Here is a 21,440-nt window from a genome sequence, read left to right as displayed (position 1 = left end):
ACGTGGACGTGACCGTGGACGAAGCGCCGGCCCTGGACGTGGACGGCCGCCGGCCGCCGACGGCGGTGGCCGTGAAGGAACTCACCGCGCTCTGCGACCGGGTGGAGGACGGCGGCCCCGCAGTCGCCGTGCTGCGCGTCACCGGCGCGCCCGACGCGGACTGGACGGACGGTCTCGACACCGCCCTGGTCACCAAGTGGGAACGGACCCTGCGCCGCTTCGAGCGGCTCCCCGCGGTGACCGTCGCCGTCGCCGCCGGGGACACCGGCGGCACCGCCCTCGACGCCTTCCTCACCGCCGACCTGCGGCTGGCGGCCCCCGGCACCCGGCTGGTGCTGCCCTCCGACGGCGAGGCCACCTGGCCCGGCATGGCCGTCTTCCGTCTGGTCCGCCTCCTGGGCGCCGGCCGCGCCCGCCGGGCCGTCCTGTTCGGCGACCCGATCGATGCCGAACAGGCCCTCGCCCTCGGGCTGGCCGACACCCTCACCCCCGCCCCGGACGCCACCCTGGCCGCCCTGACCACCCGCTACGCCGCGCACGCCGGCACCGAACTCGCCGTCCGCCGCCAACTCCTCCTCGACGCCGCCACCACCCCCTTCGAAGACGCCCTCGGTTCCCACCTCGCCGCCTGCGACCGCGCCCTACGCCGCCTCCCCACCCAGGAGCCGGCATGACCACCACCTCACCGGACCCCTCCGGGGGACCGGGCGTTCCGGGCCGGAGGCCTGCCGTGGAGGGCCCCGGGGGGCCGGGGCTTTCGGGTCAGGCGTCGGTCGCGGGGAGCTCTGGGGGAGAGGGGCTCCCAGGCCCGGCGTCCGCTGTGGAGAACTCCGGAGCATCGGAGCTTCGGCCCCAGGGGTCTCCCGTGGAGGCCGCAGGGCAGCCGATTCTCCGGGATGGCCGGTCCGTTGACGACGAGACCGGGGGAACGGGGCGGCCCGCCGCGGCGGCACCGGACCTCCAGGGCCTATCGGCCGCCGTGGCGGAGCTGGCCGGCTGGCAGGACGTCGTGGTGGCGTCGGCCGAGGTGGACCGGGTGCTGGCCGGGCTGGTGCGGCCGGCGGGACGTGGGGTCGCCGCGCGGGAGGCCGCCGAGGCGGTGAAGGACGCGGCGCGAGCCGCCCGGTCCCGGTTCCTCGACATGCATGCCGATGCCGTCTACGACCGGCTGACCGACGGCCGTACCCGTTCGCTTCGCCTCGACGAGTTGGTCGAGGCGGCGGCCGGTGCGTTTCCCGGTCTCGTCCCCGGTCCCGAGCGGATCGCGCAGGAGCGGGCCCGGCCGCAGGCCGACAAGGAGGGGCACGAGATCGACCAGGGCATCCTGCTGCGGGCCGTGCTGCGTTCGCCGGTCGCGGGCCCGCACCTGCTCGACGCGATGCTCCGGCCCACCGCCCGCGCGATCCGGCTGCTGCCGGAGTTCCGGCGCACGGGCGTGCTGGAGACGGAGTCCGTACGGCTCGAACGCCGGGACGGCGTCGCCCGGCTGACGCTCTGCCGCGGCGACCGGCTCAACGCCGAGGACGAGCAGCAGGTCGACGACATGGAGACCGCCGTCGATCTGGCCCTGCTCGACCCCGGAGTCCGGGTCGGCCTGGTGCGCGGCGGCGAGATGACCCACCCCCGCTACCGGGGCCGGCGGATCTTCAGCGCCGGCATCAACCTCAAGAGCCTCAGCTCCGGCGGTATCCCGCTGGTCGGCTTCCTGCTCCGCCGCGAGCTCGGCTACCTCCGCAAGCTCGCCCACGGACTGTCTCTCGGCGACGCCGCGACCTGGCACACCCGGTATGCCGACAAGCCGTGGCTGGCCGCGGTCGACGGCTTCGCCATCGGCGGCGGCATGCAGATGCTGTTCGTCTTCGACCACGTGGTGGCCGCCTCGGACGCGTACTTCAGCCTCCCCGCCGCCGAGGAGGGCATCGTCCCCGGCGCCGGCAACTTCCGCCTGGGCCGCTTCGCCGGGCCCCGGCTCGCCCGGCAGGTCATCCTCGGCGGCCGCAGGATCAGGGCGGCGGAGCCGGCGGCCCGGCTGCTGGTCGACGAGGTCGCCGAGCCCGACGAGATGGACGCCGCCGTCGAACGCGCCCTGGACCGGCTCGACGGCGAGGCCGTGCTCGCCAACCGCCGGATGCTCAACCTCGTCGACGAACCCGAGGACGCGTTCCGCGCCTACATGGCCGAGTTCGCCCTCCAGCAGGCCCTGCGGATCTACGGCGAGGACGTCATCGGCAAGGTCGGCCGCTTCGCGGCGGGAAGCAGGTGACGAGTGCCGTACGCGCGGATCGACGGCAGGGACCTCGCCTACGAGGAGTACGGCGCCGCCGGCGCCCCGGCCGTGGTGCTGGTCGCCGGCACCGGCGCCCCTGGCCGGGTGTGGCGTGCCCACCAGGTGCCGGCGCTGCGCCGGGCCGGCCTCCGGGTCGTCACCTTCGACAACCGGGGGCTCGGCCCGGAGCCGCCCGGTTCCTTCACCCTCGCGGACCTGGCCGCCGACGTCGCCGCGCTGATCGAGTACCTCGGCGCGGCGCCGTGCCGGCTGGTCGGGCACTCGCTGGGCGCGATCATCGTGCAGGAGGTGGTCCTGGCCCGGCCCGAACTCGTCGACCGGGCCGTCCTGATGGCGGGCGGCGGCCGCACGGACGCGCTGATCGCCGCCGCCTCCGCGGCCGACCTCGCGCTCGCCGACGGCGGGGTCCGGCTGCCGCCCGCGGTCGCGGCCCACCGGCACGCCCTGCAGAACCTCTCGCCCCGCACCCTCGACGACGACGCACGGCTCACCGACTGGCTGGGCCTGTTCGAGCTCACTCTCCCCGATCCCGCCGCCGTCCGCGCCCAGCTGGGCCTGGAGCTCATCCCGAACCGGCTGGCCGCGTACCGCCGTATCACCCGGCCCTGTCTGGCCGTCGCCTTCGCCGACGACGTGGTGGTCCGCCCCCGCTTGACCCGCGAACTCGCCGACGCCATCCCCGGCTGCCGGTACACCCAGATCCCCGGCTGCGGCCACTTCGGCTATCTGGAGCGGCCCGACGAGGTGAACGCGGAACTCCTCGGCCATCTCGCGGGCACCCGGGTGTGACGCCGTACCACGGGACTTGCAGTTTTCCGACCAGCCGGTCGGCCGTTCAGGCGGAGGGCTCCGCCAGCAAGGAGACCGCGTCGGCCGGCCGCGAGCAGCACGCCGATGCCGGCGAGTTCAGGAAGCCGCTTCCGGGCCACCGGTGCGGATGACGGGCGCACGGATGTCCTGCTGGGGGCCGTAAAGCGTGTTTTCCGCCAGTCGCGGGAGTTGCGGCGGTCTCGGCCGGTGAACCGCCCCGCCCGGGCATGCCGGTCCGGAATGAACCTTCTGGGCCGACGGAGTTGTCGGTGCCGGCCCGATGAATGACCCCTGCCTACGCTCACCGAGTATCACGCACCGTAGCCGCAGAACGCGGTCGCCGTGCTTTGCCGTGACGGGCTCGGACGAATGAGAGGGAGAGGGCCATGGGTGACCGCACTGCTGCCGTCTCTCCCCGTTCCCGCTACGAGGTGATCCCCGTGTCCCTGTTCCCCGGTACCCGCTGCGTGGCCGGCACGATCCGCCCCGACGGGGCGGCGGTGGCCGCCCAGTTGCTGCTCGACACGGTCGGACGGGATTCGACGCGACGGTCGGCGACTTGTCCCGGCACGTGACGCACGGGACGTCGTTCGACCGCCGCCAAGGGCTGCGTGCCTCCAGGACGAAGCCGTGGCTTCGGCTGCGTACCGTCTCAGCAGCGGCAGGTGTACGGCGCGGCCGCTACTGCTGCTCCGAGGACTCGTCACGCGAGGCAGCCCGGCCCCGGAGCGTCACGAGTGCCAGCAGGGCCGAGAACAGTGCGGCCGAGCCGCAGACGACGAAGCCGATCGAGTAGCCGCGGCCGAGGGCGTCCAGGGCGAGTGGGTGAAGGTCCGCCAGCTTGGGTGACGCCGCCGAGGCACCGTTCACAGCGAGCGGGCCGCCCTCCTCCAGTACGGCCGCGCCCGCCCCTTTCAGCGCTTGCGGGAGCGGGGAGTCGGCCAGCGAGTCGGAGAAGCTGCTTGCCGCGCGGCTCAGGGCCACGGCGCCGATGACCGCCGGCCCGAGGGTGAAGCCGAAGTCGCGCAGCAGGTTGGTGGTGGCGCTCGCCATGCCGGCCAACCGCACCGGCACGGTGTTGACGGCCGTCGCCGTGATCGACGAGACGGTGATCGCGAAGCCCAGGCCGACCAGACCGAGCGGCAGGATCAGCGAGGTGAAGGCGGTGTCGGTGATCGGCAGGGTGGCCGTCCAGTAGTCGCCCGCCGCGATCAGCAGTAGCCCCGCGCCCAGCAGCAGCCCCGGCGCCACCGTCCTCAGCAGCCTCTCCGTCAGCGGCAGCATCGCCAGCGCGATGCCGTTGAGCAGGACGAAGGCCAGGGCCGTGCGCATCGGGGCCTGGTCCTGCACGGGGCCGAGCCGGATGCTGACGGAGTAGGCGGTGCCCAGGAAGGCGAACATCCCCACCACGGCCACCACCGAGGCCACCGCGAAGGCGCGGTTGCGGAACAGGTCCAGGCGCAGGAGCGGGGACTTGGCGTGTTTCTCGGCGAGGACGAAGGCGGCGAGGAAGGCGGCCGCCAGGACGAAGGCGATGACGATGGAGGGCGAGGCCCATCCGTCGGTGGGACCCTGGATGATGGCGTAGAGCAGGGCGAACAGGCCCAGGCCGATGGTCAGTTGGCCCGCCACGTCCAGTGAACGCCCCTCGGGGGCACTGGAGTCGACCGCGAACAGGGCGCTGACGGCGGCGCTCACCGCGGCGATGGCGGTGACCACGACGAAGGACCACCGCCACGAGCCGTAGGTGGCGGTGATGCCGCCGAGCAGGGGGGCGAGGAATCCGCCGGTGGAGAGCAGGGCCGCCCACATCGCGATGACCCGGGCCCGTTGGGTGGCCGAGGTGGTGCCGGCAGCCAGTACGGCCAGCGAGGTCGGGAACAGGCTCGCGGCGCCCAGCCCTGCCAGGGCCTGTCCGGCCCAGAGCTGGTGGACGCCGGAGGCGGTGGCGCTGACCAGCTCGCCCACGGCCAGCAGCGAGGCGCCGCCGATCAGCAGCCGTTTGCGGCCGAAGAGGTCGCCGAGCAGGCCGAAGGTCAACTCCAGTACGGCGACCGGCAACAAGAAGGCGTCGGAGATCCAGGTGAGCTGAGAGCCGACCGGGTGCAGGTCGGACTGGAACAGTCCGTTGAGGGTCGCCGGTATGGCCAGGCCGACCTGGGCGAGGCAGACGGCGAGGAGACCGGCGACCAGGGTGCCGGGGGTCAGGCCACGGCCGACGGCGGTTCTGGTGGAGGATTCGGTCGTCATGGACACGGGGGCTCCTGAGGTGCGCGAGCTCGGGACGAGGGAGGAGGCTTCGGGATCAGCGGGTGCCGGTCAGTCGATGCGGCCTGTAGCCGGTGAAGGCGGCGCCGTCGAGACCCAGTGCGTCGGCGTTGTGCTGGAGAACGGCGGGGGTGGCGGAGTCGTCCCAGCGCCCGGTGTCCAGCCGGTGCTCCACGGCGTGCAGCCCGGCGAGCACTTCGGCGGTGGTGAAGTTGCAGTGGCTCTGGCGTGCCACGTAGGCCTGTCGCAGCAGCGCGGAGTCTCCGGCCCTGCGCACCCGGGCGGCGAAGGCCGACTCCTGCTCGACCGGCACGAGCTGGTCGGCGGTGGTGTGGAGGTCGAGCAGCGGCACGGTCAGTTCCTGTCCGGCCGTGGAGGTCCGCTTCAGATGAGCCACCGCGGCCGGGTCGGCCGAGACGTCCGCGCCGCGGGTGAGCCTGTTCAGGTCAGCTCGCAGGTCGAGTCCGGCGTCGCGGTAGAGCGCCTTGACCTGCGGGGTGTGGCTGGACTTGTGCAGCAGGCCGGCGTAGTCGACGCCCTTGTTCCAGGAGGTGTTCCCGCCGGCGGACCGCTCCACCGACCACCGCGCCGGGACGATGAAACCGAGCAGCCCCTGGGCCAGCCATGCGTACTGCTGCTCCTCCTGGCCCGTGAAGTCGTCACCCGCGGGCGGCTGCCGGCCCGGAGCCCAGTCGGTCAGATTGAGGTAGGCGGCGGCCAGGGCGATCCGGGCGCGGCCCGCTGGGGTCTGCTGTGCCGTTTCCACGGCCTGTGTGAGCCGGTCGGCCAGGGCGACCGCATCTGCCGGGCTGTCGAGGTTCACGAGTCGGCCGGCGTCGGCGGGGTCGAAGAACGTGGCAAGCGTGTACTCGGCGTCCAGCTGGTAGTTGTCCAGATCCACACCGCCCGCCACCAGGCCGCACAGGCCGAGGGAGCCGTCGACGCGTCCCGCGCCGTCGCGGGCGATCTGAGCGTTGACGAGGCCTCCCATGGACTGGCCCACCGATATGACCCGGGTCGGCGTTCCGATCTGCCGGCGGAAGGCGCTGAGCGTCGCGAACTGGTCCCGTTCGGCTGAGTCGAGCGCCCACATCGAGCCGTTCGGGTCGTAGGAGGAGCCGACGAGGGCGTAGCCGGCGTCCAGCAGGGCCTGGCGTACCGCGGCCGACGGTGCGTCGGCGGCGGTGGTCGGTCCGAACCCGTGGCTGAACAGCAGCAGGCTGCCGTTCCACTGCGCGGGTCTGTCCGCGATCCAGGTGGCGCCGTCGGACAGCGTCCCGGAGTAGTGGTCGCTGGTCGTTGCCCGCGCGTCGGCCGCCGGCCCGAGCAGAGCGGTGGCGAGGGCGGTCGCACACGCGGCGGCGAGGGTGGGGAAGTGGGGACGAGGCATGACTGCGGCTCCGCGAGTCGAGGGGGACTGGGGAGGAGCGAGCTGGAAGAGCGCAGCGAATGTATGGCTCTTTTTTCATGGCGGTCAATACTCTGCCCAATATTGAGGCAGGGGGCTCCGCACCTGGGGGCTCGGGCTCGGGCGCGGATCAGCCCAGCGTCAGGGTGTCGAGCAGTTGGGCGGCCACCCGTACGGCCGGGCGTTCCCAGCGGCGGGCCAGGCCGCGGAAGACGGTCTCCGCGTCGGCGGCGGGCCAGTCCGCCGGGAGGTGTTCGGCCGGCAGATGCGGGTCGCGCCGCACCAGGTCCAGCCAGTCGGTGTGCAGAAGGAGCTGGCCTGCGAGTTCGTCGCCGCGGAGGGCCGCGGGAAGCGGGTCGGTGCGATCCCAGCGTTCCAGGAACGCCCGGTACCGCGCGCCGATCGCCGGCACGTCGAAGGCCTGCTCCAGCACCTCGCGGACGTCGGTCGGCGACTCCACTTCCGCCCGGAACACCCGCAGATACGGTTCCAGACCGAGACCCGCCACCATCTCCCGCACATCGACACGCGCCGGGGCCACCCACAGGCCGTTCTGCAGGGGCCCGAAGCCCGCCCAGATCAGCCGGGAGCGCAGGTCGTGCCGTTCGCGACTCCACGCCTCAGGGAGTGAGAAGCCCACCATGGTCCACCGGCCGTCCCAGTCCCGGTTCACGGCGCCGGTGCGCCAGATGCGGTCCCTGCCGTCGGTCAGCACCTGAACGGCGTGCGACGTGAGCCCGAAGTAGGTCTTCCGGCCCTGGCGATGGCGCTCCAGCAAACCGCGTCTGACCATCCGGTTCAAGGTGGTGCGCACCGCCTCCTCCGTGCTGCCCAGCCTCCCGAGAGCAGCGATCACACTGCCCGACGACACCGCGATCGGCCGCCCCAGCACATGCACACCGAAGAAGGTCAGCATCAGGGACTGGGTACGCGGCTCGGGACCGCCCTCGGTGGCGGGCCCGGCGGCGACATCGGCACTGGTCACCGGGACAGCCTAGGCCCCGGGACGAGCGCGTATCGCTCCCGCCGCACAGAGACATACGTCACTTTAATGACGTCAAAAAGAAAAGTGCCCGATATTGGGGTCCCGGACACCGGGACGCCATGCCGCACGGCGGCGCCGGGACGACCTCCGGATGACGTCGATCGCTCGGGACGGGTGCGGCTCGACGCGGTCGACCGGTGGGTGACGGCTAGGGCAACGGTGGCTGCCGCACGAGCCACTGGCCGGTAGGCGACGCTCGCGAGGTCCACCGCGGCCACCGGCTCGGGGACGACCGCAGCGCCGAGCCTGTCGGCGACGAGGGCGATGAGGGGATCACGCGGATCACGGGAAGCCGGTCCCGGCGCAGGTTCTCCGACCGCGTCCGACTCCGGCTCCAGCATCGGCCTCGGCTCCGACACTGGCATCGGCATCGGCATCGGCATCGGCATCGGCGCCGCCCCGGTCCGGTCGGCTTTCGACCTGTCCTACGACCGGCTCACCCCCGAACAAGCCCGGCTGTTCCGGCTGGCGGCGCTGCATCCGGCGGCGTCCTTCCACGCCGAGCAGGCTGCCGCGCTGGAGGGCGCCGGGGCGGACGAGACCGCCGGGAGACTGCGGGCGCTGGCGGCTGCGAGTCTGCTGACCGAGACCGGGCGGCACGACGACCGGTACCGGTACCACGACCTGCTGCGCGGGTATGCGCGTGAGCGCACCGAGCAGGAGGACTCCGACAGCGACCGGCGGGAAGCCGTACGACGGCTGCTGCGGCACTACGCGCACACGGCCGGGCAGGCCGACGCCGCCCTTCGAGGCGCCCTCGGCCCGGACCCCACCCGCGTCACCGCCCGCTTCGCCGACCGGGCGTCCGCCCGGCGCTGGTTCGACGCCGAGCGACCGGCCCTCGTCGGAGCCGTCCAACTGGGCGCCGCCTCCGGCTTCCCCGCCGAGACCGCGGCGCTGGCCGTCCGGCTGACCGCCTACTTCGACCTGCGCAAGCGCTGGGACGAGTGGACGGCCACGTACGAACTCGCCTCCGACTGCGCGCGCCAGACCGGTGACCGGGCACGCGAGGGACTCCTTCTGGGCCAGCTCGGCCGGGCCTACGCCCAGCAGCGCAGATACGACGAGGCGCTGATCGCCTACGGCCGCTCACGCGCGGCCTACCGGGCGGCCGGCGACGCCAGAGGAGCTCAGCTCGTACTCGGCCGGGTGCTGCGCGTGCTCCAGGACACCCGGGCCGGGCGCGTCCCGTTGCAGGAGGCGATACGCCGGTACGAGAGAGCCGCCGACGGCCTCAGGGAAACGGACGACGGCGACGCCGTCACGCTGTCCGGCATCCTGAACAACCTCGGCAACCTCCGCTTCACCAGCGGCTCGTACGACAGGGCCGCGGAGTGCCACGCGCGGGTGCTGCGGATCCACGAGGGACACGGCGATCGACGCGGCGCGGCTCAGTCCCTGGTCAACCTCGGCAACGCGCTACGGGCCGCCGGCGCAGCACAGCGCGCGGCTCAGCACTACGAACGCGCGGCAAAGACGTTCCACGAGATCGACGACCGCTACGGCCAGGCGCAAGCCCTGGAGAACCTGGGTCTGGCACACCTGGCTTCCGGACAGGTACGCGCCTGTCGGCTCGCCTGGCGGGACGCAGCCGCCTGCTTCGCCGAGGCCGGTCACACCGACGAGACGGAACGGCTGACCGCCGCCGACCGGTCGCTGCGCCTATGGCGGCGCAAGCGTGCTGTTCCGGTGCTCCTGCGCCGCGGAGGACAGAACTACAAGGTGCCGCAGGAGACTTGGGACACACCGCCGAAGACCACTACTGGCGGCCCTGCACACCGCGACCACCCACCCGCACGCACACGCTCACGCGCCGGTGCGTACGACTCCTCCGCGGCGAACGACGGACCCGCAGTCGGCACCGAAGTCCCGCAGGAGGACAACCAGGACGTCGGCGCCATACCGGGGGCAGAACCGGGTGGGGACGACCATGGCACTGCCACCACCCACGTCTTCGACGCGGAGGGCGGGGAACCGCACGAGGTCGCGCACGAGGTCTCGTACGAAGGAGGGGAGGATTCCTGGCACGACGACCTGCACGGCGGCCCCGACGACGAGCACATCGACCTGGACCACGAATTCCCCGTCGCCGACTTCAGCCACGACCAGGACACCGATCAGGGCAGTGACGCGGACGACGAGAACGAGCACGATTGGGACGACGACTAGTGAACGGGGGTGGTTCGCGACGTTCCTGGCGGCGGCCTGGCTGTCACCGGTATCGGGTTGGATGGGCACGTGACTGTCTATGACGTAGCTCGCCAGCTCCCTGCCATCGCCGACCTGCGGGACCTGTGCCGTTCACTGGCGATGCTCGATGCGATCCTCAGCCCGGACTGGGAAGACCGGTACTACTCCATGAACGCCAATTGGGCCGACGGCGAGGAGATGGCCTCGATGCGCAACGGGTCGGGAAACGAGTACTCCATCGTGTTCTCGACTGCCGGGGCTTATATACGTGGCTTCGACCATGAATCGCCGATGAGCCCGTATGGCAATGACGGCGAGCCCTGGTCGGGAGTGATCGACGAGGTCCCCGAGCTCTTCAAGCCCTTCGTCGAGGAGCCGGCGTTCACCGACGAGGACGGCGTCCCTGTCGTGACGGCCTGCTTGTGGCGGGGAGCGACGGACGATCGGTGGCATCACGGGACGATCGATTTCCCCGATCGCGCTGTCGATCCTGACGGAGCGACGGGCCTGTTCGAGCTCCTGGTCGACCGTTCGCCAGAAGCGTTCCAGCGCTTCGCCGAGGACTACTACGAGGTCCCCGTGGACCTGGAGGCGGTGAGCCAGGTGTACGCCTTGCGGCCGCTGAGTCCGGAGCTCGTGTCGTTGCTGAACCCTGGGGTCAGCTTGACCGGCCTGGCCCAGGACATCTCCGAGGTCGGCTACCCGCAGCCGGACCAGGAGTCGACCTGAACGCCATTAGGAGGATGCGTCTGCGGAGCAGATCAAGGTTGGCGCGGCCGTAGCCCATGCGCTTGAGGAGCTTGTCTCTGGTCCCGTGTCCCTCGAACTGGCCAGAGCTCCAGGGCGTAGACAGGCCGGCGGTGACGGCGTTCAGGTCCCGTTTCATGCCGTTGACCAGGGAGCGCAGGGCGGGCAGGTCGTCTGTGAGGACGCGGTCCATCCATGCGGGCAGGTCGTTGCCGCGCAGGTCGTGCATCATGTCCGCGAAGTCGCGGGCTGCACACGCCACGACACCACCCCGCATCTTGGGCACCTCGCCCCCGGTACCGCGGAGTGAGCGCAGAACGTGACCGTTCCGGCCGCATGCTCGATCGACTCGATCACCACACCGGCTAAATGCGGAAGCAACCGCCCCAAACCCCCTGAACCGCACGCCGGGTAGATGCCCAGTTCAGGCAGGTGACATCACAAGATCCCCGACAGAGCCGAATTGTTCGACCGTCGAGACTCCGGGAGCGGGGCGTCGACGCCCCGCTCCCGGAGTCGGACTCGGCGTTCTGAGGCCGTGGTCGCCGCGCGAGGCGGCTTCTGCCAGGCGGAAGGGGTTCGCGTCCGGTGTTCCTCGCACGGCTGCCGCCGCCGGAGCCGCACGGCTGCCGACGGTTCCGTCCGCGTGGGCGGGAACCCACCCCCGGCCCGGGCCGGGGGTGGGGGCGCTACGGGATCGGCACCGACACCACGTCGTACGTCGTGGTCGGCTCGACGGGGAGGGCGAAGCGGGCGTTGGGAAGGTAGAGCCGTCCGCGGTACGCCGCCACCGTCGTCGGCACGTCGAAGGAGGGGTCGGTGATCCGCGCGGTCACGGAACCGGTACGGCCGGTCCTGTCGAGCGTTACGACCGCGACCTCGTTCGCCAAGTTGCACACCACGTAGAGGGTGTGCCCGATGCGCAGCAGGCCGTCGCCGGGCAGCGGGAACTCGCCGCCGAGATCGACCACGGCGGTGGCGCCGGTCCGCGGATCCACGCGGTACAGCAGTTGGCTGCTGCTGTGCATGACCAGCAGCGCCGTGCCGTCCGGGGTGGTGACGATGCCGTTGGCGTTGATGCCGACGCCTTCGGTGCTGGTGGGAAAATCGGTCAGCGGGAGGGTGAACACCTTGGACTGTGCGGGCAGCGCGCCCCTGGGGCCGAGCGGCAGCACATACAGCGCGGGGTGGCGCGAGTCGGTGAGGTACACCGCCTCACGGGTGATGACGAGGTCGTTGACGATGCCGGTCGTGGGGGCGGTGAACAGGCGGTAGCCGGCCAGCAGCTCGCCGGTCCGGGTGTCCACCACCCGGGCGTCGCCGCCCTCGCTTCCGGCCACGAACAGCCGCCCGTACGCGTCGACTTTGAGCCCGAGCGCCATGGCGTCGGACCCCGCGACGAGCTGCGTGCCCTCGCCGGTGGCGAGATCGATCCGCTGGATGGCACCGCTGAGACGGCCGCCGCAGTACGCGATGCCCCACCGGTCGATGGCGATGCCCTCGGGGCCGAATCCGTTGGGCAGGGCCGCGGTGGTCACCGGAACGGGAGCCGTCCGGGCGGAGGCTGATGCCGGAGAGGCGGGAAGCAAGAAGGCCGCGGCCGTCGCGGCGGCGCCGGCCAGCAGGCCTCGCCTGGTGGGCTGCTGCGTTGGGAACATCGTCGCTCCTCTGGTCGGTGGGCTGGTGGGCTGGCCTCGTACAAGACAGCCTGGGGGTTGGGGATACGTTGCCTTCGGGAAACGGCAGGGCCGCGATCAGGGCTGATCGCGGCCCTGCCGTTTCACTCGGTGCCGGGTCCGGGAGTCGTACGGCGGATGTCGTCGTACCGACTGCGGCCCAGCGGGGGACAACCGCGGGTGGAGCCGCTGGAACGCCGCGGTGGAGCGGTGCGCGGGCCGGTCGGGGCCCGGGGCGCGAGGCGGGCAGTCCGGGGCCGGTGTGCGGCAGTCGGCTCCCATTGCCGAGGAGCAGAAGCAACTGGCGCAGGTCCCCGGCGGAAGCTGGCACGGCATCTTCCCAGCGGGCGAGGAATGTGTGGTGGGCGGCCCGCAGGAGGTCAAGATCCCCATCCCAGGGTTCCGGCGATCATGCGGTCAGGGCGGCTGGGGGATGGGGGGTGACAAGGAACGCCCGCGCGAGGCCGAGTTCGTCCCCGTGAGCACGTCGGCCATGAGCGCCTGCGCGTCCACGTATGTGCGGGGGAGCCGCTCCAGCCCGCGCTGGACTTCAAGCCCGGCCTGGCGGCTGTCGCGCGGTGCGGGATCTTCGGTCGAGTCGTTCTCCCTCAGGGACGGGTCGCGAAGTAGTCGTCGATGCCCGCGATCGCCGTGCTGACGACCTTTTCGAAGACGGGCGCCAGGCTGTCCGGGAGGATTTCCTGGCTGTAGATCACGCGTGAGCCGTCTCCGTCGGCGAGCACGTCGATGGTGCCGAGATGGAATTCGGCGGGCTCGGGCAGACCCTCGACGACTCGGTACTGGAAGCGCCGCAGTGTGTCGTCCTGCGTCACGACGAGCGACTTGAGTTTTCCACCGGGCCCGCTCAGGTGGCGGTGCTCGCCGTCGAAGTACGCCTCCTCCACCACCGGCAACCACTCCGGGATCTTGCTCACGTCGGAGAGCACGGCCCAGACCTGGTCGGGGTTCTGCTTCACCTGAGTGTCGAATCGAAGAGTTGCCACAGTGATCTCCTTGCGTCAGTGAGGTGTTGGTGGGTGACCCGGCGGGGGCGGGCGGTCGAGTTCAGGCCGGGAGCTGCGACAGGTTGGCCGGTGTCCCGGCCTCCAGCCGGATGTAGTGGGTGGTGGCGTCGGCGCCGATCGTGGCGCCGACGATCCCGTTCACCACGGCGTGGCCCATGGCGCTCAGGCCCCCGTCGTGGACGGCCACGGCAAGCCGGGGCTTGATCTGCCGTATGTAGTCGATGACCTCACCGGTCCGCGACCAGGGGCTCTGGACGGGGACCAGGAGCGTGTCCACCGGGCTCGGCGGGACGGTGAACGCGTCGCCCGGGTGAAAGACGTTGCCGGCCACGAGGAAGCCGATGTTGGGTACGGTCGGGAGGTCGGGGTGGACGAGCTGGTGCAGTTCGCCGTGTACCTCGACACCGATGCCGTCGACGTCGAAGGTGTCGCCGTCGCCGACCACGGTGACCCGGTTGCCGAGGCCGTCGAGCCTGGCGGCCACGGACCGGTTGGTCCAGATCCGCAGGGCCGGGTTGGCCTCGGCGGCCGCGCGCAGGCGGCTCTCGTCGAAGTGGTCGGCGTGTTCGTGGGTGACGAGCACCGCGTCCGCGCCGTCGAGGGCCTGGGGGTCGGTGTACTCGCCCGGGTCGATGACGACAGCCGCACCGGGCCGCTCGAGACGGACACAGGCGTGACCCCACTTGGTGAGCCGCAACGGTCTTCCTCTCTGTCAATGGGGCGGCGTGACCGAGGACGAGGACTTCATCGCTCAAGCTCGGCGGCGGGCACCCAGGTGCCGTGGAAGCCGTACCGGAGCCGGAAGGGAATCTTCACCGTGGCGATCGGGCCGGCGGCGATGTCCAGGGCATCGAGGATGACCATGTCGTGCCGCATCTCGTCGCGCCGGCCGACCAGCGTGAGCAGGTAGCCCTCGCCCTCGTCCGCGTCAGCCGACTTCGGGACGAAGACCGGCTCCTCGGGCGCGGCGTGCTCGCCGGCGGACCAGTGGGTCTGCTGCCCGGTACTGTCGTCCCGGTGGATGATGGCGTTGAGAGGCGGGCCCATCGGGCCGATCTCGCACATGGGCTCCTCGTGGATCATGCCGCCAACCCAGGCATGCCGGTTCTTCTCCATCAGCACCCGGGGGTCGACCCGGGGCATGTCGCCCGGCGAAGTGAGGAGTTGCTCGCTGCGGTAGATGTCGGTGGCGTCGTCCCAGTGGGCGGCGCCCCGGGTGAGGTCGAACGTCCAGCGCTCCAGGAACGGCGGCTGTTCGGGCAGCAGGCCGACGGTCGTCTTCGGGAACTGCGAGAACCAGCCGGACTTGGTGACGAAGTGGTCGCCGACGAGAGTGTCGCCGTCCGTCCAGGCGTTGAGGGAATGTCCCTCCATGACCCGTTCGCTGCGGAACCACTTGATGCCGCTCACGCCCTCCTCACGCGGGATGATCGCGGCGTAGGCATCCCTGCTCGGGTCCCACATGCAGAACTGCTCATCCCGTTTCATCCACTCCTCATCGATGACCATGGGCGCGATGGTGAAGACGAAGTGCTCGCGGGTGACGAGCCAGTCGTGCACCATCGAGGAGTACGGCACCTCGAAGGACTGCGCGCGGGTGACCTTGCCCTCGGCGGAGATCTCGTAGATGTGGATCTGCTTGTCAGGCCGGCCGGAGGCGTTGTACGCGAAGGCGATCAGTTCGCCGGTGCGCGGGTCGTGCTTGGGGTGCGCGGTGAAGGTACGGCCGGGAATCTGGCCGGAGAAGTCGTAGACGCCCTTCGTTTCCAGGGTCACCGGGTCCAGCTCGTAAGGAAGGGCCGCTTCCTTGAGCGCGAGCAGCTTGCCCGCGTGCCAGATGACCGAGGTGTTGGCGTTGCCGTCGTCGATGCCGGCGACGGACGGGTCGTCGGTGTAGGGGTTGCGGTAGGCGCCGAAGAGGGCCTGGCGGGCCTGGCGTTCGAGTTGGAACCGCTGGGTGCGCACATACTTGGTCTTCAGATCGGCGTGGCCGTTGTCGAACCGCACCATGTGGACCATGCCGTCGCCGTTGATGTACGTGTCGTTGGGGAAGCGCGGCGGGTACTGGGTGTCGGCGGCGGCCCGGTAGAAGGCGCCGTTCAGCTCGGGCGGGATGCGGCCCTCGACCTCCAGGTCGTAGACGTCCGCCTCGATCCGCGAGGGGGCGAAGAACCCCCGGAACTTGGGGGTGTCCGGCCACTGCATGGTTTCCGGAGGCGGTTGGGTGCCGACCTGCGGGGGCGTGGTGTCCGGCTGGGTGGGGACAGCGGCCATTGGATTCCTCCTGCAGTGCATGGCTGACCGAACGAGGCTTTGGATTGATGCCTGTCTGCGATGTCGCACGAGTAGGCGGGGGCTGCCGAGAAGGGGGGCCCGGTGCGGCGCGATATCTGGCATTCATTTGCTCGTAACAGTGATGATGCTGTCGGTGTCGCGGGGGTGTCCAACAGTGGAATGCGCAGGCAGTGATCGGAGAGCTGGATGGATCTACGTCAGATGGAATACGCGGTGGCCGTCGCCGACGAGCTCAACTTCACCCGGGCCGCCGCCCGCTGCAGCATCGGGCAGTCCGGGCTCAGCCACCAGATCACCCAGCTGGAGCGCGAGGTCGGAGCCCGGCTGTTCGACCGTACGAGCCGCAGCGTGCGGCTGACCCCGGCGGGCCAGACGTTCGTCCACTGCGCACGCCGGGTGCTCAGAACGGTGCAGGAGATGAACGCCGACATCGCCGCCGTCGAAGGACAGGTGCAGGGACACCTGGGCATCGGGGTGATCGCGCTCACGGCGGGCGACATCGACGTCCTGGGCCTGCTGCGGGAGTTCCAGGAGACGTATCCCGCGGTCGAGGTCACCGTGTCCGACGACGGAGGCACGACGGCCGCCACCCAGCTGCTCACCGGCGACATCGAGGTGGCCGTCCTCGGGCTCCACGAGCACGAGCTGCCGCCCGGCCTCGCCCACCATCTGCTGCGCCTCCATCCGCTCGTGGCCGTGGTCGGACGGCAGCACCGCCTGCGCGGCACCGGTGTCACGGGTCTGGAGGCCCTGGCCGGCGAGCGCTTCCTCGACTGCACCCCGGAGACGGGGCTGCGTGCCCAGGTCGATGCCGCCTTCAACCGGGCGAGGGCCCGCCGCAGAAGTGTCTGCGCGTTGCGCGGCGCGGGCGATCTCACCTTGTTGGCGCTGGAGGGGATCGGGGTGACCGTCGTCCCCCGCCCGGTGGCGCAGGCGGTCGTCCCGGCCGGTCACGCCGACTGCGTGCTGCGCCTCGACGATCCGCGGGCACTTCAGCCGCTGGCCCTCACGCACCGGGATCCGGTGCCGTCCTCACGGGCGGCCCAGGCGTTCCTGCGCCTCGCGCTCGCCCGCCTGTCCCCGCGCCAGGACGCCGAAAGCGCCGCCTCGGGGGACACCGCCTGAGTCACTCGCCGGGCAGGTGCCTGCGCGCGAGCAGTCGTCTGGAGGCTCCTCCAAGGCGTCGGCCGCCTCGGGCACGTCCCGGGCGATGGCTCCCGTGCCTGCGCCGAGCCGGGCGCTGCCGTAACGGTGCCCGGCGGCAAACGGCGATCGGGTGACGGGAGTTGTGTCGTCGGGCGTCCTCCGCGTGGCCCGCCGACGCTGTGGCCGTGGCGCTCGAGAGAGCAGGGCCGGGATGGCCGTTCCGCCCGACTGCCGCGTTCACGGCCCTGCGGCACGGGTGCTCGGCACTCGACGAATCTCTCTTGACGCTCCGCCCTGTGCGCCCTAACGTCCCAGTGGACCTTATTCCGGTCCGTTGGTCCGCAAGGCGGACCACTTCCTGCAGCAGTCATCTTCGCGGTGCGGCACTCGCAGGAGTCCTCAGTCACCTCCTTGACGTCCTGGTGGAGGCGCCGAACGAGCGCCTGACAGGAAGGTGTGGGCAAGGCGGATGAGCGCACCCCGACCGACGGCCCGTGCGGGAACGAACCGCATGTCCAGAACCGAGCCAAGGAGCGAGAGATGACCGCAGTCAAGGCCGTCGGCGAACCGGCCGACGAGCGCCCGGTCTGGCAGCACATCGCCGCCGCGGTGGCCGCTGAGGATGTCGAGGCCGTCTTCGGGGTCATAGGCCTGGGCAACATGCAGCTCGCCGTCCACCTGGCGTCAGAGTACGGCGTCGCCTACCACCCCGCACGGCACGAGAGCGGTGCCATCAGCATGGCGGACGGATACGCGCGAGCCACCGGCAGGCCCGGGGTCTGCACCGTCACGGCAGGTCCCGGCCTGACGAACGCCCTGACCTCGCTGCTCGAAGCTCAGCGTTCCGCGACTCCCCTCGTACTCCTCGCCGGTCAAAGCGCCGTGGACAACCCGGCCGACAACCAGTACCTCGAGCAGGAGCGGCTGCTGCGTTCCGTGGACATCGAGGTGGAGGGCTACAGCGGTGCGGCCGGCATTCCCGGCACGATCGCCCGCGCGTTCTCACGGGCACGGCGCGAGCGGCGGCCGGTCGTGGTCAATCTGCCCCTCGATCTCCAGCACACCGTCGTGGCGCTACCCCCCGGGGCGCAGTCCGCACAGTCCGCCGAGACGACGCAGGCACCCGCGGACGAATCCGTCCAGGCTCTCGCCGACCTGCTGTCCCGGGCGCAGAACCCGGTCGTCCTCGCGGGCCGCGGAGCGGTTGTCTCGGACGCCCGAAGTGTGCTGGAGGAACTGGCGGACCGGGTCGGCGCGCTCCTGATGACCAGTGGCCCGGCCAAGGGCTTCTTCTCGGGAAACCCCTTCTCGATCGGTGTTGCCGGCGGCTTCTCGACCCGCCGCGCCCTGCAGCACGTCGACCAGGCCGATCTCGTCCTCTGCTTCGGCGCATCGCTGAACCCCTGGCAGACCCGGCACGGCAAGCTCTTCCCTTCGGACGCAAGGCTGGTCCACGTCGACACCGACTCCGACGCGATCGACCGATACCTGAAGGCCGATCTGGGCATCGTCGGCGACGTGTCCGCCGTGGCCGCCGCAGTCGTCAAGGAACTGGCCGGCCGCGGTGTCCGGCACACCGGCATGCGCACGGAGGCCAGAACGGCCGACCTGCGCGCGTTCGGGGCCGCGGACGAGTGGACGGATGCGAGTCGCGAGCAAGACCTGGACCCACGGACGCTTACCGCCCGCCTCGACGGCATGCTGCCTACCGCGCGGACGGTCGCGAGCGGTGACGGCATCTGCTTCGGATGGTCCATCCTCGGCCTGAGCGTGCCGGACGAGCAGGCGTGGCTGATGATGTACGGCTTCCAGTCCCTCGGCCACGCCCTCGGCGCGGCCATCGGCGCCGCGGTGGGACGTCCGGACCGGCTGGCCGTCGCCACCCTGGGGGACGGCGGACTCATGATGGCCCTCAGTGAACTGGACACCGCGGTCCGGGTCGGCCGACCGCTCGTGGTCATCGTCTACAACGACTCCGCCTATGGCGCCGAGGTCTTCCATCTGACCCACCACTTCGGCGGCCTCCCCACCGAGCTGGTGCGCTTTCCCGACGTCGACTTCGCCGCCACGGCACGTGCTCTCGGCTGCCGAGCCGTCACCGTGCGGAAGGAGGCCGACCTGGAGGCAGTGCAGCGCTGGCTCGAGGCGCCCTCGGGCACCCTGCTCATCGACGCCAAGGTGACGCCCGACGTGTGGGCCGACTGGATGTTCAGCTGACCGCTCGGCCGTACGGGCCCGTCGCATCGGATGCGGCCTCACTCCTGACGTACATACGACTGTCGCCTGCAGGCGGCGACCTTGAAACCAAGGCAGATCATGCAGAACGATATTGTCCACCCGTCCCGTGGCCTCGGCCGCATGCGCATCGCCGTCGTCGGAGCCGGGATAGGCGGTCTGGCCACGGCCATCGGTCTTCAGAAGTGCGGTCACTCCGTCTCGGTACACGAACAAGCGGCCGCGCTGACCGAGGTCGGGGCGGGAATCGTGCTCGCCCCGAACTCCCAGCGACTGCTGGCAGGAGCTTTCGGCATCGTGGTCTCAGGGACGGTGCGCCCTTCGGCGCTTCACCTCCGCCGCTGGCAGGACGGCTCCACCATCAGCCGCCAGCTGCTGGGTGCCGAGGCGAGCGCCCGGTTCCGGGCCGACTACGTCACCCTCCACCGCGCGGACCTGATCGACGCCCTGGCCGCCGGGGTCCAGCCTGGCACCCTGCACCTGGCACAGCGGACGATCGCCGTCCGGCAGGACGACGACGGGGTGGAGGTCGACTTCGAGAACGGAGAGTCGCTCCGGGCCGACCTCGTGGTGGCGGCGGACGGCAACCGCTCTCTCGTGGCCGCGGCGGTGGGCGTCCCGACCGTCCCCCGCGCCTCCGGATACGCCGCCTACCGCGGGCTTGCCTCGCCGGACCTCATCGAGGAACTGGGAGACGATCACACGGCCTGGCTCGGGCCCGACCGGCACTTCGTCCACTACCCCGTCAGCGGCGGACGCTTCCTCAATTTCGTGGCCATCGTCCCCTCGCCCCGGGACGAACCGGAATCATGGAGCAGCGCCGGTGACATCGGCGACGCTCGCGCGCACTTCGCCGACTGGGACCCACGGGTGCGCAGGATCCTCGCCTGCACCGATTCCGTCGGGCTCTGGGGGCTGTACGACCGACCCGTCCACGATGTTCTGCACGCCGGCCGGACTGTCCTCGTCGGCGACGCCGCCCATCCGGTACTCCCGTTCTTCGCCCAGGGCGCGAGCATGGCCCTGGAGGATGCGGCGGTCCTCTCGTCGCTCCTCGGACGTGCCACGCCGGAGAACCTGGCGGATCGTCTGGCGGCCTACTCCGCGGCACGAGTGCCACGGGTCCGCAAGGTGCAGCAGGTCTCCTACCGCAATGCGACGATGTTCCACCTGGCCGACGGGCCCGAGCAACAGGCGCGCGATGCCCGCCTGGGCACCCCGGGGGCAGGCGATCCGCTCCGCGACAACGACTGGCTGTACGGCTACGACGCCCGCGACGAAGCCGCCGTCGCGCTCGCCAGGAACAGCTGATGCCGATCGGCCTCGGAGGTGACGATCTGATCGTGGCTGAACGGCGCGGCCGGGCGGACGGTGTGCTCCGCCCGGCCGCGGAGACCGGGCTGCCTCTCCGGTGGGCCGCCGACGGCCCACCGGAGAGCGGGGCGTGGTCAGGCGGGCCAGTGACCGACCATCTCGACGTGGTTCTTGCCGCTGACCTGTGCGCCCTCGTACCTGCCGGCGAAGGAGGCGGTTGCTTCGAGGCGGGCTCCGAAGCCGCCGGTGAGTTCCTGCCCGTCCGTGCCGGTCAGACGGACGTTCAGAGGTGTCTTGAGCGCGGGGATGTCCACCTTCCAGCGCGTGGGGCAGGACTTGCCGCTGCTGGGGCTGGTCCAGAACCTGTCGACGCCGTCGGCGAGAGGCTTGACCGCGGCCACGTCGTAGGAGCCGTCCGGGTGCAGGACCGTGGCCCAGTTGCTCTCGCTGTCACCGGCCACGGCGTCCCACAGGGCGAGCTTGTCCCCGCTGGGCAGAATGAGGTCCATCCAGGTCCACCGCATGGCCGGGTTGTCGGAGACCGGGCCCCACTGACGGTCCGGCCAGCTTTCCCCCGTGACCTTGTGGGTCCTGCCCCGGCCTGAACTGCCGGGCGCGGCCAGAGTGGAATGCACACCAGACCACCGGGCTCGCCCGGTGGTACCCCGATTTACCAAGGGGCGACGATGAAGTCGTTTCACATCCTGATCGCCGGAGGAGGCATCGGCGGCCTCTGTCTGGCCCAGTGCCTACGCAAAGCCGGCATCAGCTGCACCGTCTACGAGAGCGCTCCCGGCATCGTGCGCTCCGGCTTCCGGCTCCACATGGACAACGATGGCGGTCGGGCTCTTCGCGCGTGCCAGCCCGAGAACCTCTACGAAGGCCGACTGCCGTCCTCAGCCTAGGCCTTCACCGGCGACGCGGGTTCTGTCGGCCGGCCGGCGCACCGCCCGTCCTTCCTCTCCGGTAGGGAGACGACGCCGGACATCCTGGT

The 21,440-nt window shown here is 71.2% G+C and carries 18 protein-coding genes and 1 pseudogene; 10 read left to right on the top strand and 9 right to left on the bottom strand.

From position 1 onward, the window contains the following. The first annotated feature begins 2 nt into the window (after positions 1-2). From dpgB to AB0P24_RS21670, 4 genes are all read left to right on the top strand, one after another. Entirely contained in the window at positions 3-674 is a 672-nt protein-coding gene (dpgB, locus tag AB0P24_RS21685; RefSeq protein ID WP_365796321.1) for an enoyl-CoA-hydratase DpgB, read from the top strand. A 305-nt stretch (positions 675-979) separates the two neighbouring features. Then, positions 980-2,263, top strand: a complete 1,284-nt coding sequence (dpgC, locus tag AB0P24_RS21680; protein WP_365796319.1) for a (3,5-dihydroxyphenyl)acetyl-CoA 1,2-dioxygenase DpgC — start codon at positions 980-982, stop codon at positions 2,261-2,263. A gap of 3 nt (positions 2,264-2,266) precedes the next feature. Continuing rightward, positions 2,267-3,076, top strand: coding sequence for an alpha/beta hydrolase (locus AB0P24_RS21675; RefSeq protein ID WP_365796317.1), 810 nt, complete (start codon positions 2,267-2,269; stop codon positions 3,074-3,076). A gap of 407 nt (positions 3,077-3,483) precedes the next feature. After that, positions 3,484-3,672 (top strand): hypothetical protein, encoded by a 189-nt coding sequence (locus tag AB0P24_RS21670; RefSeq protein ID WP_365796315.1) that lies wholly within the window; start codon positions 3,484-3,486, stop codon positions 3,670-3,672. A gap of 106 nt (positions 3,673-3,778) precedes the next feature. Here the strand turns inward: AB0P24_RS21670 and AB0P24_RS21665 are convergent, their stop codons facing one another. From AB0P24_RS21665 to AB0P24_RS21655, 3 genes are all read right to left on the bottom strand, one after another. Next, a complete protein-coding gene (locus AB0P24_RS21665; protein WP_365796313.1) occupies positions 3,779-5,347 on the bottom strand; it encodes an MFS transporter in 1,569 nt (522 codons plus the stop codon). Positions 5,348-5,402: 55 nt separating this feature from the next. Further along, on the bottom strand, positions 5,403-6,755 hold the full coding sequence (locus AB0P24_RS21660; protein ID WP_365796311.1) for an alpha/beta hydrolase: 1,353 nt from the start codon (positions 6,753-6,755) through the stop codon (positions 5,403-5,405). A 148-nt stretch (positions 6,756-6,903) separates the two neighbouring features. Next, positions 6,904-7,758: a PaaX family transcriptional regulator C-terminal domain-containing protein gene (locus AB0P24_RS21655; RefSeq protein WP_365796309.1), complete on the bottom strand. Its 855-nt coding sequence runs from the start codon at positions 7,756-7,758 to the stop codon at positions 6,904-6,906. 324 nt (positions 7,759-8,082) lie between these two features. Here AB0P24_RS21655 and AB0P24_RS21650 point away from each other — a divergent pair, with 324 nt between their 5' ends. Both AB0P24_RS21650 and AB0P24_RS21645 read left to right on the top strand, forming a co-directional pair. Beyond that, complete coding sequence (locus AB0P24_RS21650; RefSeq protein WP_365796307.1) at positions 8,083-9,987, top strand: hypothetical protein; 1,905 nt, start codon at positions 8,083-8,085, stop codon at positions 9,985-9,987. A gap of 69 nt (positions 9,988-10,056) precedes the next feature. Then, positions 10,057-10,737: a hypothetical protein gene (locus AB0P24_RS21645; RefSeq protein ID WP_365796305.1), complete on the top strand. Its 681-nt coding sequence runs from the start codon at positions 10,057-10,059 to the stop codon at positions 10,735-10,737. Position 10,738: 1 nt separating this feature from the next. Here AB0P24_RS21645 and AB0P24_RS21640 read toward each other — a convergent pair. The 5 genes and pseudogenes from AB0P24_RS21640 to AB0P24_RS21620 form a co-directional block, all read right to left on the bottom strand. After that, a pseudogene (locus AB0P24_RS21640) lies at positions 10,739-10,984 on the bottom strand (transposase); the annotation flags it as partial. A 460-nt stretch (positions 10,985-11,444) separates the two neighbouring features. Further along, positions 11,445-12,413, bottom strand: a complete 969-nt coding sequence (locus AB0P24_RS21635; protein ID WP_365796303.1) for a superoxide dismutase — start codon at positions 12,411-12,413, stop codon at positions 11,445-11,447. A gap of 626 nt (positions 12,414-13,039) precedes the next feature. Further along, positions 13,040-13,435 (bottom strand): SRPBCC family protein, encoded by a 396-nt coding sequence (locus tag AB0P24_RS21630; RefSeq protein ID WP_365796301.1) that lies wholly within the window; start codon positions 13,433-13,435, stop codon positions 13,040-13,042. A 61-nt stretch (positions 13,436-13,496) separates the two neighbouring features. Beyond that, a complete protein-coding gene (locus AB0P24_RS21625; protein WP_365796299.1) occupies positions 13,497-14,153 on the bottom strand; it encodes an MBL fold metallo-hydrolase in 657 nt (218 codons plus the stop codon). Positions 14,154-14,200: 47 nt separating this feature from the next. Beyond that, a complete protein-coding gene (locus AB0P24_RS21620) occupies positions 14,201-15,730 on the bottom strand; it encodes a carotenoid oxygenase family protein (protein ID WP_365796297.1) in 1,530 nt (509 codons plus the stop codon). A gap of 207 nt (positions 15,731-15,937) precedes the next feature. On the opposite strand from AB0P24_RS21620, the gene AB0P24_RS21615 reads away from it, so the two are divergent. The 3 genes from AB0P24_RS21615 to AB0P24_RS21605 all read left to right on the top strand — a co-directional run bounded on the left by AB0P24_RS21615 (position 15,938) and on the right by AB0P24_RS21605 (position 20,443). Then, complete coding sequence (locus AB0P24_RS21615) at positions 15,938-16,876, top strand: LysR family transcriptional regulator (protein ID WP_365796295.1); 939 nt, start codon at positions 15,938-15,940, stop codon at positions 16,874-16,876. Positions 16,877-17,437: 561 nt separating this feature from the next. Then, positions 17,438-19,114, top strand: coding sequence for a thiamine pyrophosphate-binding protein (locus tag AB0P24_RS21610; protein WP_365796293.1), 1,677 nt, complete (start codon positions 17,438-17,440; stop codon positions 19,112-19,114). 99 nt (positions 19,115-19,213) lie between these two features. Next, positions 19,214-20,443: an FAD-dependent monooxygenase gene (locus tag AB0P24_RS21605; protein WP_365796291.1), complete on the top strand. Its 1,230-nt coding sequence runs from the start codon at positions 19,214-19,216 to the stop codon at positions 20,441-20,443. Positions 20,444-20,580: 137 nt separating this feature from the next. Here the strand turns inward: AB0P24_RS21605 and AB0P24_RS21600 are convergent, their stop codons facing one another. Continuing rightward, entirely contained in the window at positions 20,581-20,970 is a 390-nt protein-coding gene (locus tag AB0P24_RS21600) for a lipocalin family protein (protein WP_365796289.1), read from the bottom strand. A 162-nt stretch (positions 20,971-21,132) separates the two neighbouring features. Between AB0P24_RS21600 and AB0P24_RS21595 the strand changes: the two genes are divergently transcribed. Then, positions 21,133-21,351, top strand: coding sequence for an NAD(P)-binding protein (locus tag AB0P24_RS21595; RefSeq protein ID WP_365796287.1), 219 nt, complete (start codon positions 21,133-21,135; stop codon positions 21,349-21,351). Positions 21,352-21,440 lie beyond the last annotated feature (89 nt).

This window comes from Streptomyces sp. NPDC086519 (genome assembly GCF_040686075.1).
Classification (GTDB): Bacteria; Actinomycetota; Actinomycetes; order Streptomycetales; family Streptomycetaceae; genus Streptomyces; species Streptomyces shenzhenensis.
Note: the sequence above shows the minus strand (reverse complement) of the source record. Positions and strands in the feature narration are given on the sequence as shown.